The 16,828-nt window shown below is 55.6% G+C and carries 16 protein-coding genes and 6 tRNA genes; 18 read left to right on the top strand and 4 right to left on the bottom strand.

Translation table 11 applies throughout. The features are described from left to right. The first annotated feature begins 169 nt into the window (after positions 1-169). From rraA to RGV06_RS20520, 7 genes are all read left to right on the top strand, one after another. Complete coding sequence (gene rraA / locus RGV06_RS20490) at positions 170-688, top strand: ribonuclease E activity regulator RraA (protein ID WP_173667390.1); 519 nt, start codon at positions 170-172, stop codon at positions 686-688. 24 nt (positions 689-712) lie between these two features. After that, positions 713-1,708 (top strand): CorA family divalent cation transporter, encoded by a 996-nt coding sequence (locus tag RGV06_RS20495; protein ID WP_048351031.1) that lies wholly within the window; start codon positions 713-715, stop codon positions 1,706-1,708. A gap of 63 nt (positions 1,709-1,771) precedes the next feature. Continuing rightward, positions 1,772-2,017 carry a hypothetical protein gene (locus tag RGV06_RS20500; RefSeq protein WP_019827671.1) on the top strand — a complete coding sequence of 82 codons (246 nt, stop codon included), beginning with the start codon at positions 1,772-1,774 and terminating at the stop codon, positions 2,015-2,017. 2 nt (positions 2,018-2,019) lie between these two features. Then, complete coding sequence (locus RGV06_RS20505) at positions 2,020-2,844, top strand: mechanosensitive ion channel family protein (protein ID WP_019827669.1); 825 nt, start codon at positions 2,020-2,022, stop codon at positions 2,842-2,844. A gap of 91 nt (positions 2,845-2,935) precedes the next feature. Next, entirely contained in the window at positions 2,936-3,526 is a 591-nt protein-coding gene (gene sigX / locus RGV06_RS20510) for an RNA polymerase sigma factor SigX (RefSeq protein WP_029611289.1), read from the top strand. A 106-nt stretch (positions 3,527-3,632) separates the two neighbouring features. Continuing rightward, on the top strand, positions 3,633-4,610 hold the full coding sequence (locus tag RGV06_RS20515; RefSeq protein ID WP_019827665.1) for an OmpA family protein: 978 nt from the start codon (positions 3,633-3,635) through the stop codon (positions 4,608-4,610). Between the two features lie 122 nt (positions 4,611-4,732). Beyond that, the gene (locus RGV06_RS20520; protein WP_019827664.1) at positions 4,733-5,758 is read left to right on the top strand and encodes a quinone-dependent dihydroorotate dehydrogenase; all 1,026 of its coding nucleotides are present in this window, start codon (positions 4,733-4,735) and stop codon (positions 5,756-5,758) included. 128 nt (positions 5,759-5,886) lie between these two features. Here RGV06_RS20520 and rmf read toward each other — a convergent pair whose 3' ends face one another. After that, on the bottom strand, positions 5,887-6,102 hold the full coding sequence (gene rmf, locus RGV06_RS20525; RefSeq protein ID WP_019827662.1) for a ribosome modulation factor: 216 nt from the start codon (positions 6,100-6,102) through the stop codon (positions 5,887-5,889). A gap of 540 nt (positions 6,103-6,642) precedes the next feature. On the opposite strand from rmf, the gene rlmKL reads away from it, so the two are divergent. Then, complete coding sequence (gene rlmKL / locus RGV06_RS20530; protein ID WP_046810528.1) at positions 6,643-8,913, top strand: bifunctional 23S rRNA (guanine(2069)-N(7))-methyltransferase RlmK/23S rRNA (guanine(2445)-N(2))-methyltransferase RlmL; 2,271 nt, start codon at positions 6,643-6,645, stop codon at positions 8,911-8,913. Between the two features lie 185 nt (positions 8,914-9,098). Here rlmKL and dacB read toward each other — a convergent pair whose 3' ends face one another. Next, complete coding sequence (gene dacB / locus RGV06_RS20535) at positions 9,099-10,565, bottom strand: D-alanyl-D-alanine carboxypeptidase/D-alanyl-D-alanine-endopeptidase (protein ID WP_019827658.1); 1,467 nt, start codon at positions 10,563-10,565, stop codon at positions 9,099-9,101. A gap of 233 nt (positions 10,566-10,798) precedes the next feature. On the opposite strand from dacB, the gene RGV06_RS20540 reads away from it, so the two are divergent. After that, positions 10,799-11,143: a YggL family protein gene (locus RGV06_RS20540; protein WP_019827656.1), complete on the top strand. Its 345-nt coding sequence runs from the start codon at positions 10,799-10,801 to the stop codon at positions 11,141-11,143. A 218-nt stretch (positions 11,144-11,361) separates the two neighbouring features. Here the strand turns inward: RGV06_RS20540 and RGV06_RS20545 are convergent, their stop codons facing one another. Beyond that, a complete protein-coding gene (locus RGV06_RS20545; protein ID WP_019827654.1) occupies positions 11,362-12,120 on the bottom strand; it encodes a hypothetical protein in 759 nt (252 codons plus the stop codon). Positions 12,121-12,453: 333 nt separating this feature from the next. On the opposite strand from RGV06_RS20545, the gene RGV06_RS20550 reads away from it, so the two are divergent. The 9 genes from RGV06_RS20550 (at position 12,454) to RGV06_RS20590 (ending at position 16,127) form a co-directional block, all read left to right on the top strand. Continuing rightward, positions 12,454-12,529 (top strand) — tRNA-Glu (locus RGV06_RS20550). Between the two features lie 2 nt (positions 12,530-12,531). Beyond that, positions 12,532-12,607 (top strand) — tRNA-Gly (locus RGV06_RS20555). A gap of 101 nt (positions 12,608-12,708) precedes the next feature. Next, a tRNA-Glu gene (locus RGV06_RS20560) sits at positions 12,709-12,784 on the top strand. Between the two features lie 5 nt (positions 12,785-12,789). Continuing rightward, positions 12,790-12,865, top strand: a tRNA-Gly gene (locus RGV06_RS20565). Positions 12,866-12,966: 101 nt separating this feature from the next. Continuing rightward, positions 12,967-13,042 (top strand) — tRNA-Glu (locus RGV06_RS20570). 5 nt (positions 13,043-13,047) lie between these two features. Continuing rightward, positions 13,048-13,123, top strand: a tRNA-Gly gene (locus RGV06_RS20575). A gap of 281 nt (positions 13,124-13,404) precedes the next feature. Next, positions 13,405-14,427 (top strand): ABC transporter substrate-binding protein, encoded by a 1,023-nt coding sequence (locus tag RGV06_RS20580; protein ID WP_322151086.1) that lies wholly within the window; start codon positions 13,405-13,407, stop codon positions 14,425-14,427. A 21-nt stretch (positions 14,428-14,448) separates the two neighbouring features. Then, positions 14,449-15,300: an ABC transporter permease gene (locus RGV06_RS20585; protein ID WP_322151088.1), complete on the top strand. Its 852-nt coding sequence runs from the start codon at positions 14,449-14,451 to the stop codon at positions 15,298-15,300. After that, positions 15,297-16,127, top strand: a complete 831-nt coding sequence (locus tag RGV06_RS20590; protein WP_019827902.1) for a quaternary amine ABC transporter ATP-binding protein — start codon at positions 15,297-15,299, stop codon at positions 16,125-16,127. Before RGV06_RS20585 ends, RGV06_RS20590 begins: the two co-directional genes overlap by 4 nt. Before the next feature lie 22 nt (positions 16,128-16,149). Here RGV06_RS20590 and RGV06_RS20595 read toward each other — a convergent pair whose 3' ends face one another. Further along, a complete protein-coding gene (locus RGV06_RS20595) occupies positions 16,150-16,776 on the bottom strand; it encodes an alanyl-tRNA editing protein (RefSeq protein WP_322151090.1) in 627 nt (208 codons plus the stop codon). Positions 16,777-16,828 lie beyond the last annotated feature (52 nt).

Raw genomic sequence — 16,828 nt, forward strand, 5'->3', positions numbered from 1 at the left:
GAACAGGCTCGCTCCCACAGGGGTGGTTGATTTGTGACGCGATTGGCGAGCCGGGTCATATTTTGTTGCTTTAATCCAGGCAGGCTCTCATGGTGGGGCGCTGTCAATCTATAAGGCCAGCCCTTACCAAAGCGTCTATAACCATAGTGCTAACGTTGTTTTGATTGCTATGCCCACCCTGAACAGGAGCTTTCTCGTGAATCACTACATCACTCCCGATCTGTGCGATGCCTACCCTGAACTCGTGCAAGTGCTTGAACCTATGTTCAGCAACTTCGGCGGGCGCGACTCCTTTGGTGGCGAGATCGTGACCATCAAGTGTTTCGAGGACAACTCGCGCGTCAAGGAGCAGGCCGAACTCAACGGGCAGGGCAAAGTACTTGTGGTTGATGGCGGTGGTTCGCTGCGCCATGCCTTGCTGGGCGACATGATTGCCGAGAAAGCCGCGAAGAATGGTTGGGAAGGCATTGTGATTTACGGCTGTATCCGCGATGTGGATGTACTCGCGCAAACCGACCTGGGCGTGCAGGCTTTGGCCAGTCATCCGCTCAAGAGCATCAGGCGCGGCGTGGGTGATGTGAATGTGCCGGTGACGTTTGCGGGTGTCACGTTCCGCCCCGGAGAATTCATTTATGCCGACAATAATGGCGTTATCATTTCGCCCACGGCTCTGAAAATACCGGGCTAAAGGCATTAACACTAAGGATCACGGATGTTCGAGGACGAAAACGCTCAATGGGGGCTGGTGCATGCACTGGTGCTGGATGGGGAAGGCGGTGCGCGTTCGATTGCGCGCACCGAGCTGAACGATCTGCAGTTGCAGGCCCACGAGAGCATCTGGTTGCACTGGGATCGCAGTCACCCGCAGACTCAGAGCTGGTTGCGTGATTCGAGCGGTTTAAGTGATTTCAGCTGTGACTTGTTGCTTGAAGAAAACACCCGTCCTCGTTTGGTGTCTGTTCCCAATAATGAACTGCTGCTCTTCATGCGCGGGGTCAACCTGAATCCTGGCGCAGAGCCTGAGGATATGGTTTCGCTGCGTATTTTCGGCAGTGCGCAGCGGGTGATCTCGCTGCGTATGCGTCCGCTTCGGGCCACTGACGAACTGCTCGGTGAGTTCTCCCAGGGCGAGGGCCCCAAAACCCCCTCTGAACTGATCCTTTATCTGGCACAACACCTGACGTTGAAGGTGCAGGATTTGATCGGAGATCTGTCAGAAATCGTCGATGACGAAGAAGATAAAATAGATGCCGACGAACGGTATACCCCTGACCATAATTCCATTTTGCAGATTCGTCGAAGGGCAGCTGCCTTGCGTCGTTTTCTGGCTCCGCAGAGGGATATTTTCGGTCAGCTCACGCGTATCAAATTACCGTGGTTTAGTGCCGATGATGCCGACTACTGGAACGAATTGAACAACAGCCTGACCCGCTATCTGGAAGAGCTTGAACTGACCCGCGAGCGCGTGGGGCTGGTGCTTGAGTCTGAAGACCGGCGCTTGAATGTGCGCATGAGTCGCATCATGTATCGCTTCGGTGTGCTTACCGGGATCTTTCTGCCGATCACGTTTATTACCGGTTTACTGGGGATCAATGTGGGGGGCGTTCCGTTCTCCAATGACTCTTACGGCTTTGCGGTGACGTGCGGTGTGATGCTGCTCATCGGGGTGGGGCAGTGGTGGTTTTATCGCCGATTGCAGTGGCTGTGAGTGAGCCTGATGTGACCTCGATAAATGTGCCTTCGTCTTTTACTGACTTACCGAGAGGTGCTTATGCACGATCCGTTTGAACAGTCCTTACGTGAAATGCTCAAGGCTCCTACGTCCAATCGTGACGACGACGCCTGCCTGGGCCGAGTGCTGAAAACCGCCAACCGTCAGGTCGGTGCGGGTGATCTTTTCAGTCTGCTGGGGCGCTGGATGCAAGCACTGATGATTGCTTTGAATAGCGGTTCAGCTCATATTGCGCCCGTTTCGCGGCGCAAACCTGCTGCTCGCCCTGTTGATAAGGCTGATTGAACATGGAATTGAATGTCTGGACCCAGAGCCTGGTCGCGGCAATGACTGCCTTGTGGACTAAGATTGCGAACTTTATTCCCAACCTCTTCGGGGCGTTGGTGGTCGTACTGCTGGGCTTCGTGGTTGCAAAACTGCTCGACGCCTTGCTGTCCAAGCTCCTTGCCAAATTGGGCCTTGATCGCCTGATGGGTGGCACGGGCTTGACCAAAATTCTGGCGCGGGTCGGTATTCAGGTACCGATCTCGACGCTGATCGGCAAGATCGTGTATTGGTTCGTGCTGCTGGTGTTCCTGGTTTCCGCGGCCCAGTCGCTGGGCCTGGATCGTGTTTCATCAGCATTGGACCTGCTGACCGTGTATCTGCCCAAGGTGTTTGGTGCGCTGCTGGTCCTGCTGGCTGGCGTGCTGCTTGCGCAGGTGCTTAACGGTCTGGTTCGTGGTGCTGCCGAAAGTGTCGGTTTTGATTACGCTGGCGGGCTGGGTCGAGTGACTCAAGGTCTGGTCATTATCATCAGTATTTCGGTGGCCATCAGCCAGCTGGAGGTCAAAACCGATCTCCTTAACCATGTCATTGTGATTGTGTTGATTACCGTTGGTCTGGCCATTGCCCTGGCAATGGGGCTGGGCAGCCGGGAAATCGCGGGGCAGATACTTGCCGGTATCTATGTGCGTGAGCTGTATCAGGTTGGGCAAGAAGTGCGTGTGGGCGAGGTTGAGGGGCAGATCGAAGAGATTGGCACGGTTAAAACCACGTTGCTGACCGATGAGGGTGAGCTAGTCTCCCTCTCTAATCGGATCTTGTTGGAGCAGCACGTAACCAGTCGCTGAGGCGGCAAACCCTGCTAATGTACGCCGCCGCAAAAAAGCCATGATTGATAGGCTGCGGCGGACATTGACCTGACTGCTGGCACAACTTGTTTTGAATAAAGCCCAATCGCTATCCATGCGCTACGACCCCCGCGAACTCTCTGATGAGGAGCTGGTGGCGCGCTCGCATGATGAGTTGTTTCACGTGACGCGCGCTTATGAAGAGCTGATGCGGCGCTATCAACGCACTTTGTTCAACGTTTGTTCAAGGTATTTAGGGAACGATAGGGACGCTGATGATGTCTGTCAGGAAGTAATGCTTAAAGTGTTGTACGGTTTGAAAAATTTCGAAGGGAAGTCGAAATTCAAAACATGGCTATATAGCATCACTTACAACGAATGCATCACACAGTATCGGAAGGAACGGCGAAAGCGTCGCTTGATGGACGCGTTGAGTATTGACCCCCTCGAGGAAGCGTCTGAAGAAAAGGCGCCGAAACCTGAGGAAAAGGGCGGACTTGATCGCTGGCTGGTGCATGTAAATCCGATTGATCGTGAAATTCTTGTGCTGCGTTTTGTCGCAGAACTGGAATTTCAGGAAATCGCGGACATAATGCATATGGGTTTGAGTGCGACAAAGATGCGTTACAAGCGTGCTCTAGATAAATTGCGTGAGAAATTTGCAGGCATTGCTGAAACTTAGTTCAGCGCAAATGGCTCTACGTGTAGGCAAGGTCTGATAGACTTGCCGCCGAGTTGTCCCCCGGTATGTGGGACTGCTTTACAATCACCAGATGGGGATTTAACGGATGAAACTGAAAAACACCTTGGGCATTGCCATTGGTTCCTTTGTAGCCGCAACTTCGTTCGGTGCCCTGGCACAAGGCCAAGGCGCGGTCGAGGGTGAACTGTTCTACAAAAAACAGTACAACGACAGCGTCAAGCACGTAGAAGACGGCTACAACCCAGGCGCATCGATCGGTTACTTCCTGACCGACGACGTTTCGTTGAACCTGACCTACGACAAAACCAACCACACCCGTTCGAATGACGGCACTGGCCATCAGAAAATCAAAGGCGACAACTTTGGTCTGAACGCTCAGTACCACTTCGGCACCGTAGGCGACGCTCTGCGTCCATACGTTTCCGGCGGTGTTGCTCACAAGAGCATGACCAACGTGATCGCAGACGGCCACAGCGGTCGTGACCAGTCGACTTTCCTGACTGCAGGCGCTGGTGTTAAGTGGTACATCACTGACAACCTGTTTGCCCGTGCTGGCGTTGAAGCTGACTACAAACTGGACAACGGCAAGTGGGACTACGCTCCTACCGTTGGTCTGGGTGTGAACTTCGGCGGCAACGGCGGTAAAGTCGCTCCTGCTCCAGTTCCAGCTCCAGCACCAATCGCTGAGCCAGAACCAGAAGCTCCAATCGCTGAAGTTGTTCGCGTTGAACTTGACGTGAAATTCGACTTCGACAAATCCAACGTTAAGCCGCAGTACGCAGCTGATATCAACAACGTTGCTGATTTCATGAAGCAGTACCCTGCGACTACCACCACTGTTGCTGGTTACACTGACAGCGTTGGTACCGATGCCTACAACCAGAAACTGTCGCAGCGTCGTGCTGACGCCGTTCGTGCAGCTCTGGTTAACCAAGGTGTTGCAGCTAACCGTGTAGACGCTGTTGGTCACGGTAAAGCTAACCCAGTTGCAAGCAACGCAACTGCAGAAGGCCGTGAACTGAACCGTCGCGTAGAAGCGACCGTCCAAGCAGAAGCTAAGTAATTATTTAGCTCGGCTGTTCAGAAAAACCCGGCTTAGGCCGGGTTTTTCTTTGCCTGTGATTTAGCGGTCCGCGCAGCTATAATCGCGCACTCTTCAAGTAACCCTTTGAGTCCAATCAGCCCATGTATAACCTGGCCCGCCAGTTGCTCTTCAAACTCTCCCCTGAAACCTCTCACGATTTGTCCCTGGACTTGATCGGTGCGGGCGGCCGTCTTGGGCTCAACGGTTTGTTGTGCAAGGCGCCGGCAAGGCTGCCAGTGAAGGTCATGGGGCTCGATTTTCCGAATCCGGTCGGGCTGGCCGCAGGTCTGGACAAAAACGGTGCTGCGATTGATGGTTTTGCGCAGTTGGGCTTTGGTTTTGTCGAGATAGGTACGGTCACGCCACGACCTCAGCCAGGCAATCCCAAGCCACGAATTTTTCGGTTGCCTGAAGCGCAGGCAATCATCAACCGCATGGGGTTTAACAACCTAGGGGTTGATCATTTGCTGACGCGGGTTCAGGCGGCCAAGTACACCGGTATTCTTGGGATCAATATCGGCAAGAACTTCGACACGCCGGTCGAGCGTGCGGTCGATGATTACCTGATTTGCCTGGACAAGGTGTATGCCCACGCCAGCTACGTCACCGTGAACGTGAGTTCGCCCAACACTCCTGGCCTGCGCAGTCTGCAATTTGGTGATTCGCTCAAACAGTTGCTCGAAGCCCTACAGTTGCGTCAGAACGAACTGACACAGCGCCACGGTAAGCGCGTTCCACTGGCCATCAAGATCGCCCCTGACATGACCGACGAAGAAACCGTGCTCGTGGCTCAGGCGCTGCTAGAGACGGGTATGGACGCAGTCATTGCGACCAACACGACCCTGAGTCGGGTCGGTGTCGAAGGCATGGAGCATGGTGACGAGGCCGGTGGCCTGTCGGGCGCCCCGGTGCGTGACAAGAGTACCCATACGGTCAAGGTGCTGGCAGGTGAACTGGCAGGCCGTATGCCAATCATCGCTGCGGGCGGGATCACCGAAGGCAAGTACGCGGCTGAGAAAATCGCTGCGGGTGCGAGCCTGGTGCAGCTCTACTCGGGTTTCATCTACAAGGGCCCGGCCTTGATTCGCGAATCGGTAGATGCCATTTCTGCCTTGGCGCGTTCATAAGTCATCGCATCAACCGGCAGGCATTAAAAAGGGCTCCCTAGGGAGCCCTTGGGCCGAAGCCCGCCGCCTGGATAGGACGGCATGGTTAAGTCATTGCATCTTCGAGGTGATGTCGGATTTGCCCAGAGTTAGCCGACGGCGTGAAGTTCGTTGAGTCTGTGGATGCCCGCAGTGCCAGTCATACCGTCCCAGTTGTCGCCGCGTCCTTCGCGCCAGCCGTTAATCCAGGCTTGGCGTACCGACGGTAGAGTAAAAGGGCAAAGCTCGCGGGATTTTCCATGAACACCGTATTGATATCCGCGTAAGAAAGCTTTTTCCAACGGATCACGCTTAAGTCTTCTCATAGGGTAGTGCCCTCACTTGTTGACTGTTTTATTTAGCGTCGACCTTCTGAAGGTCGGGGCAGAGTGTTCTGCCGTTGGTGTGCTCGCTGCCGGCGTGGCGAGCATTTTGTTGTGGCCTGTGCGGCCATAACCTGTGTTGAGTTCTAACCAATGCGCCAAGGCGTGTGAATGATCGTTTTGTCATAAGGACGTAACGATAATGGTGTTATGGCCATAAGTAAGGTCGCTTTTTCACTGCGAAATACGACCAAAGCCTGACAGGACGAGAGTTTACAAAGATGATGCGTTTCATTCTCTGCTGCGAATACCCCCCTGTTTTACTGGGGCACTATTCGACGAAGGGTCTGAGTATGACCAGTTGTTTCTCGATGAATGACCTGCCCTTGCGTCTAAACTCTTCGTGCCTAAGTGCACGAATAACGCCTCGGTGGAACGGCACAGTTTCGTGCCACACGAGCGCTCTTCAAGAAAAGCGCTTGATTGAAAACGGAGCAGGCAATGCGTTGCCTCTTCACTGATAGCTAAAAGCTCAGGAATCCCATGTCGGATCGTTACGAACTCTTCCTTACCTGCCCTAAAGGCCTTGAAGGCCTTCTCCTCGAAGAGGCCACCGGCCTTGGCCTTGAGGAAGCTCGCGAGCATACCTCGGCCATTCGTGGCATGGCAGATATGGAAACTGCCTACCGCTTGTGTCTGTGGTCGCGCCTTGCCAACCGTGTACTGCTGGTGCTTAAGCGCTTTCCGATGAAAGATGCGGAAGACCTGTATCACGGCGTTCTGGACATCGACTGGCATGACCACATGGTCCCGGATGGCACTCTGGCTGTTGAATTCAGCGGTCATGGTTCAGGCATCGACAACACGCACTTCGGCGCCTTGAAAGTAAAAGACGCCATCGTCGACAAGCTGCGTACGCCGTCCGGCGAGCGTCCGTCCATCGACAAGATCAGCCCGGACATGCGCATCCACCTGCGCCTGGACCGTGGCGAAGCCATTCTGTCCCTGGACCTGTCGGGTCACAGCTTGCACCAGCGCGGCTACCGTCTGCAGCAAGGTGCTGCACCGCTCAAAGAAAACCTTGCAGCAGCCATTCTCATTCGTTCGGGCTGGCCGCGTCTGGCTGCCGAAGGCGCCGCCCTGGCTGACCCGATGTGTGGTGTGGGTACGTTCCTGGTTGAAGGCGCAATGATCGCTGCCGACATGGCGCCCAACCTGAATCGCATTCACTGGGGTTTTGATGCCTGGCTGGGGCACGTACCGGCGATCTGGAAAAAACTTCACCAGGAAGCCACTGAGCGTGCAGAGGCCGGTATGGCCAAGCCGCCACTGTGGATTCGTGGTTATGAAGCCGACCCGCGTCTGATCCAGCCTGCGCGCAATAACATCGAGCGTGCAGGCCTGAGCCACTGGATCAAGATTTACCAGGGCGAAGTCGCGACCTTCGAGCCGCGTCCGGATCAAAACCAGAAAGGCCTGGTGATCTGTAACCCTCCGTACGGCGAGCGTCTGGGTGACGAGGCGAGCTTGCTCTACCTCTACCAGAACCTGGGTGAGCGTCTGCGTCAGGCCTGCTTGAACTGGGAGGCTGCGGTGTTCACCGGTGCCCCGGATCTGGGCAAGCGCATGGGTATCCGCAGCCACAAGCAGTACTCGTTCTGGAACGGCGCCTTGCCGTGCAAGTTGCTGTTGATCAAGGTTGTGCCTGATCAGTTCGTGACGGGTGAGCGACGTACGCCTGAGCAGCGTCAGATTGATCGTGAGCAGGCCGAATCCGATCTGCCGTCGAACATTGAAGCGCCAGGCAAGTACGAGAAGTTCAACAAGAACGGTAACCCGATCAAGCCGGTGCCGGTGGTGATTGAGCAGCCGCGCTTGAGCGAAGGCGGGCAGATGTTTGCCAACCGTCTGCAAAAGAACGTCAAGGCGCTGAGCAAGTGGGTCAAGCGCGAAGGCATCGATTGCTACCGTGTTTATGACGCCGATATGCCTGAGTATTCGATGGCTATCGACCTGTACCACGACTGGGTTCACGTCCAGGAATACGTGGCACCGAAGTCCATCGATCCGGAAAAAGCCTCGGCACGCATGTTCGATGCCCTGGCGGCCATTCCGCAGGCGCTGAACATCGACAAGAGTCGTGTGATCGTCAAGCGTCGTGAGCGTCAGAGCGGCACCAAGCAGTACGAACGTCAAAGTGCCCAGGGCAAGTTCACCGAGGTCAATGAAGGCGGCGTGAAGCTGCTGGTGAACCTCACGGACTACCTGGATACGGGTCTGTTCCTGGATCACCGCCCGATGCGCATGCGCATTCAGAAAGAGGCGGCCGGCAAGCGCTTCCTCAACCTGTACTGCTACACCGCAACTGCCAGCGTACATGCGGCCAAGGGCGGTGCGCGCAGCACCACCAGCGTTGACTTGTCCAAGACCTATCTGGACTGGGCGCGCCGCAACCTGTCTCTGAACGGATTCTCTGACAAGAACCGTCTTGAGCAGGGCGATGTAATGGTGTGGCTGGATGCCAGTCGTGAAGAATACGACCTGATCTTTATTGATCCGCCGACCTTCTCCAACTCCAAGCGCATGGAAGGTATCTTCGATGTGCAGCGCGATCACGTGCAGTTGCTGGATCTGGCCATGGCGCGTCTGGCGCCGGGTGGGGTTCTGTACTTCTCGAACAACTTCCGCAAATTCATCCTCGATGAAAATCTGGAAGCGCGTTATGCCGTTGAAGAAATAACCGCCAGCACCATTGATCCGGACTTTGCCCGCAACAGCAAAATCCACCGTGCCTGGAAAATCATGGCCCGTTAATAGCGACTGTGTACTGGCCTGCCTGCTTCTTGCAGGGGTGGGCCTGTAGTGGGAGCGAGCCTGCTCGCGATGGCACCTGCGCAGTTTTGCGACTGACCGGGTCGCCTGCTTCGCGAGCAGGCTCGCTACCACAATAAAAAACGCCCCTGATCATGCGATCAGGGGCGTTTTTTTATTGTGGGATTTTATTGTGCGATGGAAACCGTGGTATTGGCGAGTGGAGGCTGGCGATACAGGTCGAGTAGCACCTGATCGAGAATCGCCGAGGCGCCCCACGGGCGAGGGTCGTTGAGGATGGCGACCACAGCCCAGGTGTTGCCGTTGCTGTCGCGGCTAAACCCGGAAATGGCACGCACGGTATTGAGCGTGCCGGTCTTGATATGAGCTTGACCGTTCATGGCTGTGGTTTTCAAGCGCTTGCGCATGGTGCCGTCTTTGCCGGCAATCGGCATGGAGCTGATGAACTCGGCAGCGTATGGGCTTTGCCAGGCGGCCTGGAGCATCTGTGCCATTTCACGTGCGCTCACGCGTTCGGCACGGGACAAGCCGGAGCCGTTTTCCATGACCAGGTGCGGTGCGGTGATGCCTTTCTTGGCCAGCCATTGGCGCACAACTCGCTGTGCGGCCTTGGCATCGTCACCGTCGGCGTCGTTGCGGAACTGTGCGCCCAGGCTCAGGAACAACTGCTGGGCCATGGTGTTGTTGCTGTACTTGTTAATGTCGCGAATGATTTCGGCCAGATCCGGAGAAAATGCCCGTGCCAGCAGTTTGGAGTTTTTCGGCACGCTGGCCTGACGGTCCTGGCCCTGAATGCTGCCGCCCAGCTCTTTCCAGATGGCGCGTACAGCGCCTGCGGTGTAGGTCGCGTGATCAAGCAGGGACAGGTACGTCTGCGAGTTGCAGCCATCGGCCAGTTGCCCGCTAACAGTAACGAGTACCGAGCCGTCTGCTTGCGGGACCGGGTTGTAGCGCACATCGCCAGTACATTGTTTAGCGTTGATGGCCTTGACCTGATTGTCGATCTTGATGCTCGCAATCGGAGGTTCCACCGAGATCAGCACCTTGCCGCCGTCGTTTCGTGCCACGAAGCGCAAGGCTTTCAGGTTGACCAGCAGCGAGTCGGGCTTGACCAGGAAGGGTTTGTTTTTGTCATTGCCGTCGTCGTTGAACACGGGGAGTTGAGGTTGATTGAAGAAGTTGCGATCAAGTACCAGGTCGCCGGTGACCTGTTGCACGCCATTGGCGCGCAAGTCGCGCATCAATAGCCAGAGCTTTTCCATGTTCAGCTTGGGGTCGCCGCCGCCTTTCAGGTAGAGGTTGCCTTGCAAGATGCCGTTGTTCAGGGTGCCGTCGGTATAGAACTCGGTTTTCCACTGATGGGTCGGACCGAGCATTTCGAGGGCGGCGTAAGTGGTCACCAGTTTCATGGTGGAGGCCGGGTTCATGGAGACGTCGGCATTGAATACGGTGGGAATGCCGGGGCCATTGAGCGGTAGAAGAACCAGCGACAGTGCGTCGTTCTGCAGTTTGTTGGTCTTGAGTGCTTGTTGAACCTTGGGCGAAAGCGTTGTGTTGACGGGGGCGGCGTTGGCGCCGAAGGCCAGTGGCAGAAAAAAGCTGGCAAGAAGCAATGGCCGTAAAGATTTGATCATAAGAAGTAAAACCCTGCAGGCGAGGGAGAAAAAATACGAGGGATGATGGAAAGTTCCCTCAATGGTCGTAAAAGTGTTGGCATTATGCCCCAAGGTTGTTGGGCTTGTGCATCCACCTGTAACAGGGTTTGGCTGATTAAGTATAGAAAACGATGAACCGTTCACACGGAACCGGGCAAGCGTTGCCTTAAGCTGCTAAAGTGCCGCCCGTTATTACTTAAGAGGATTGTTCAATGGCTACTAATCGTTCCCAGCGTCTGCGCAAAAAACTGTGCGTTGATGAATTTCAGGAGTTGGGTTTTGAGCTGAACCTGGATTTCAAAGAAGACCTGTCGGAAGAGGCTATCGATGCATTCCTGGCAGACTTCCTGGCGCAAGCCATGGAAGCTAACGGCCTGGGTTATGTTGGCGGCGACGACTACGGTCTGGTTTGCCTGCAGAAGCGCGGCTCGGTCAGCGAAGAACAGCGTGCAGCTGTTGAATCCTGGTTGAAAGCGCGCCCAGAGCTGAGCAGCGTTGAAGTTAGCCCGCTGTTGGACGTGTGGTACCCGGAAAAGCCAATCAATCCGGTAGCCTGACGTCAAACGCAAAGGCGGCCCGAGCGGCTGCCTTTGTGTGTTACGCCCTCTGACCCGTCCCGGGTTTTGCAGCACATCCTTTCACTTTATTGCCCGCACTGATCTGCGTGATTTTTCGTGGGTGCCATTAACGTGTTCGGTCAGACACGTCGCGTCGCTTTTTATCGCGAGCAAGCCCACTCCCACAAGAGCGGTATTGAACACTCATTTTGGGTGCCTCAGTCGTAAATGGCTTTCTTCTTCCAGTCAGCATCCGCTTCGTCGGTTTTCAAGCCTTCAGTCAGTTCATTGACTTCGCCCGTTGACGGCTCTAGGGCGTTCAGCACTTGTGCGTTGGCGCGTGCAAGTTGTGCCTCGAAATCCTTGATCTGCGCGTTATACATGGCGGGCACCGGCTGTTTGCGCAAGTACTGTACAGCGCGCTCAAAGGCCAGGCGCGCCTGCGCAGGCTGATTCTTTTGCAGGGCGAGTTTGCCCAGGTTATTGAAGAATTCGATATGTAGCACGACCAGCAAGTGGCGAATCTCTTTGATCCACTGCTTGGCTTCATTGGTGGGCAAAAAGCCGTCTTTGGCGGCACGGGTAATTTGGCCGTGCAGTGTTTCAAGCAAAAAGCGTACGTCTTTGGCTTTTGCTTCTGTCAGTACAGGGTTGGGCGGGTTGTTAACCGGGATCGACTCGCCTTTAGCTATCAGCCCGTTGAGCTCTGCTACTTGCGCCTTTAAAGCCGCGCTGGATTTTTGCAGGAGTAACAGGCGTTGCGTGGCGTTGAGCTCAAGGCGTGTGAGCAGCAGCTTGAGGCCTGGGGTCATCAGCTGGCCGGGAAAGGTTTCGTTTACTTCGCTGCAGCGACGTATGCGATCGTTGAGCTCGACTTTGAGGCGCGCTTTTTCCAGTTTGTTGTTTTCAACTACATGGTTCATGTAGACGATAGCGATCAGTAGTGCGATCCCGACAACGACAAGCAGGGCGATCATGGAGGGCGTCAACGTTAAAACCTCTTGTGGGTGTGGATGCGCTGTCTCGGTGAGGTCGGCGTGCCTGGCTATATAAAGAGGCTAAAGATCGACAGGCAGCAAACTGCCATCACTGAGGTCGAGCCATCATAACCTCCTTGTAGGGTGACGGAATATAGGCGTCAGGAGCTGGGCGACATACTGCGTAGGAAAGCGCCGAGAGAAGAGGGAAGTCATTGATTTCAATATATTTTCATATTGGGGTTGACGACTTTCAAATCCATCCCTAGAATGCGCGCCAATTGCAGCGTAAAGCGAACAGCTAAACGCATGTAACCAGTGAAGTTGTAGCGTGTCCCCTTCGTCTAGTGGCCTAGGACACCGCCCTTTCACGGCGGTAACAGGGGTTCGAGTCCCCTAGGGGACGCCATTGCGGGAATAGCTCAGTTGGTAGAGCACGACCTTGCCAAGGTCGGGGTCGCGAGTTCGAGTCTCGTTTCCCGCTCCATTTTTAAGCAGCTTCGCTTTCGGGCGGGGTTGAGTGAAAGCCAAGACATTAGCGTTTGTTAGTGATCTGGCACTGAAATGTACGTGTACATTTCGGGCAACGTCCCCTTCGTCTAGTGGCCTAGGACACCGCCCTTTCACGGCGGTAACAGGGGTTCGAGTCCCCTAGGGGACGCCATTATTGCGGGAATAGCTCAGTTGGTAGAGCACGACCTTGCCAAGGTCGGGGTCGCGAGTTCGAGTCTCGTTTCCCGCTCCATTTTTAAGCAGCTTCGCTTTCGGGCGGAGTTGAGTGAAAGCCAAGACATTAGCGTTTGTTAGTGATCTGGCACTGAAATGTACGTGTACATTTCGGGCAACGTCCCCTTCGTCTAGTGGCCTAGGACACCGCCCTTTCACGGCGGTAACAGGGGTTCGAGTCCCCTAGGGGACGCCATTATTGCGGGAATAGCTCAGTTGGTAGAGCACGACCTTGCCAAGGTCGGGGTCGCGAGTTCGAGTCTCGTTTCCCGCTCCAAATTTTGTTTTTTGGAGCTACGCAGTTTCAAAAAACACACAAAAAGCAGCCTTAGGGCTGCTTTTTGCGTTTTTGGGTTTTGATTTTCCGTTCACCCCTCGCAAAAAACCTGCAGCAATGGTGCGATCGGCATCTGTCCGAATGTTTGTACCGCTCTCTCGATTTCAGCAGCTACGCTGAAAACATCGCAGCCCATATTTTCCAAGGCTTTAGGCGCTCTCGCAGAGAAGACGACTGGCAAGTTGCGTGCTCGGCCGTCCCTCCATAACCAGAGAAACCGTATGACTAACTTTAAAAAGTGGCTTGGTGGTTCACTGCTGGCATTTGGGCTTGTCGCTCAGCCAGTATTGGCAGATAACGCGGGCAACCCCGTTCACTTCGGCGACCTCACCTGGGAGAGCGGCAGCCTGATCACTGAAGTGCTGCGTCTGATCACCGAAAAAGGCTATGGCGTTGCAACCGACACCTTGCCCGGCAGCACCGTAAGCCTGGAAGCTGCGCTGGCCAAAAATGACATTCAAGTGATCGGCGAAGAGTGGGCAGGGCGAAGTCCCGTGTGGATCAAGGCTGAGGCCGAAGGCAAGGTTTTCGGTTTGGGTGACATCGTCAAGAACGCCAGCGAGGGCTGGTGGGTGCCGGAGTATGTAATCAAGGGCGATCCGGCAAAAGGCATCAAGGCATTGGCACCGGACTTGAAGTCGGTCAACGATCTGGCCCGCTATAAAGAAGTATTCCGTGATCAGGAAGACCCTGCTCGTGGGCGCTTCCTTAATAGCCCCAGCGGTTGGACCTCCGAGACCGTCAACAGCCAAAAGCTCAAGGCTTATGGTCTGGATAAGGACTTCGTTAACTTTCGCACCGGTTCAGGGGCGGCGCTGGATGCCGAGATCAGCTCCTCGATCCGTCGTGGCAAGCCGGTGTTGTTCTACTACTGGTCACCGACTCCGCTGATCGGGCGCTACAAACTGATCAAGCTCGAAGAGCCGCCTTTCGACGCCGAGGCCTGGAAGACCCTGGCTGATGCCAACAACCCCGAACCCAAAGGTACGCGCTCATTACCGGCGAAACTGTCCATTGGCGTATCGGCACCTTTCAAAGCCCAATACCCGCAGTTGGTCGAGTTCTATGAAAAGGTCGATTTCCCTATCGACTTACTCAACATCACCCTTGCCCAAATGAGCGAAAAGCGCACCGAGCCGCGCAAGGCAGCCGAAGCTTTTTTGCGCGAGCAGCCGCAGATCTGGCACGCCTGGGTGACCCCGCAAGCGGCTGAAAAAGTCGATGCAGCGCTTGAATCTCAATAACCCGCGGAGCACGAGCATTGCATGTTTCCTGACAATCTGACGTTTTCCATCGCAGGGTGGGTCAATGACGGGGTTGATGCACTGGTCAGCAATTACGGCGATGTGTTCCGGCATATCTCCGAAACGCTGCTGTGGGCCATCATCCATCTCGAAAACCTGCTGCGCATTACCCCGTGGTGGCTGATGCTGGCCATCGTTGGGGTGATTGCCTGGCATGCCACACGCAAAATCCTCAGCACTCTGTTGATCATCGGCCTGTTGTTTTTGGTAGGTGCAGTTGGCCTGTGGGACAAGCTGATGCAAACCATGGCGCTGATGATGGTGGCCACGGTGATTTCGGTGTTGCTGGGCATCCCCCTCGGGATTCTGGCCGCACGCAGCAACCGGCTGCGTTCCGTGTTGATACCACTGCTGGACATCATGCAGACCATGCCCAGTTTCGTGTACCTGATTCCTGTGCTGATGCTGTTTGGCCTGGGCAAGGTTCCGGCGATTTTTGCCACGGTAATTTATGCCGTGCCGCCGCTGATCCGCCTGACCGACCTGGGTTTGCGTCAGGTCGACCGTGAGGTGATGGAGGCGATTAACGCGTTCGGCGCCAACCCCTGGCAGCAGCTGTTTGGCGTGCAATTGCCACTGGCCATGCCCAGCATCATGGCCGGTATTAACCAGACCACCATGATGGCATTGTCGATGGTCGTGATTGCCTCAATGATCGGTGCCCGGGGTCTGGGCGAGGATGTGCTGGTGGGGATTCAAACACTCAACGTCGGCAAAGGCCTGGAGGCTGGTCTGGCCATTGTCATTCTGGCAGTGGTGATCGACCGCATCACTCAAGCGTATGGCCGGCCTCGGCGTGGAGGCCCGAAATGAATGAAATGGCGATCAACAAGATCGAGGTGCGTAACGTCTTCAAGGTGTTTGGCAACCGCGAAAAAGAAGTGATGGCCCTGATTCGTGAAGGCAGAACCAAGGACGAAGTGCTGGCCAGAACCGGCTGCGTTATCGGTATCAACGATCTGTCGTTGTCGATCCGCGCCGCAGAGGTGTTCGTCATCATGGGGTTGTCCGGCTCGGGCAAGTCCACGCTGGTGCGGCATCTGAACCGTTTAATCGACCCTACCAGCGGCCAGATTCTGGTGGATGGTGAAGACATCCTTGAATACGACATGCCCGCCTTGCGCCAGTTTCGGCGGCACAAAATCAGCATGGTTTTTCAAAATTTCGGCCTGTTACCCCATCGCAACGTGATTGAAAACGTCGCGTATGGCTTGAAGGTGCGGGGCGACAGCAAGGCGCAATGGGAAGAGCGAGCGCAGCACTGGATTTCCACGGTCGGGCTGGAGGGGTATGAGCACGCTTTTGTTCATCAGCTGTCGGGCGGTATGCGCCAGCGTGTCGGGCTGGCCCGGGCGTTGGCGACCGACACCGATATCATTCTGATGGACGAAGCCTTCAGTGCCCTCGATCCGCTGATCCGTGCCGAGATGCAGGACCAGTTGCTGGAGCTGCAACGAAGGCTGCAAAAAACCATCGTGTTTATCACCCATGACCTGGACGAAGCGTTACGCATCGGTAATCGCATCGCCGTGCTCAAGGACGGGCGTTTGATTCAGGTCGGCACCCCCCGGGAAATCCTGCAGTCCCCGGCGGATGACTACGTGGACCGGTTCGTCCAGCGGCGTCGCACCAGCATTTAGGTTGTTTGAGCCGATGTCATGGTCAATTCAGATCGTAACGCACGGACAGCACACCTTTTTTGAGGGTGACAGAAAGCACGTTGACCGCCACTAATTCGCTCAGGGAGCGAACATGGGTGCCACCGCACGGATAGCTCGGCAAATTGCCAAATCCGACGGCGCGTTGGCTGGAGTCCAGATGAAGCTGGCGGGGTAAGTCGGCACTGATCCAGCGCTCCAGTTGTAGCTGGATGGCTAGGGCTTCCAGTGGTTGAGCGTCTTCGCCGGGGGTGAAGCTGACCCGGCATTCGCCCGGCCAGTGATGTGCCTTGGTCGGCATCCAGCCAGCCTGTTCGCCGAGGACTCCAATCAAGTGCCCGGCACTGTGCAGTCGGGCGTTGAGATGTCGTCGCGCTGCATCCACCTGAGCGCGTGCGGGGCCAGGTGCAATGGCCTGCGTGACGTAATGCACAATGTTGTCTTGTTCTTGCAGCACCTTCACCACTTCACTGTCACCGATCAGGCCCAGATCGCACGGCTGCCCGCCGCCTTGCGGATGAAAAGGGGTCGCCTCCACGGTCACGGCAAATACGTCTTCGTGGGCTGTGCAACTGATCACGTTAATGTCTGCAGTCAGTGCGTCATCGGTAAAAAAGAGGCGTTGGGTCATTATGGTGTCCTGGTCGGTGTCTTTTTTTAGTATAGAGTTGCGCGTTGATCGT

Origin of the sequence: Pseudomonas sp. CCI3.1 (genome assembly GCF_034313985.1) — a bacterium.
Lineage (GTDB): Bacteria > Pseudomonadota > Gammaproteobacteria > Pseudomonadales > Pseudomonadaceae > Aquipseudomonas > Aquipseudomonas psychrophila.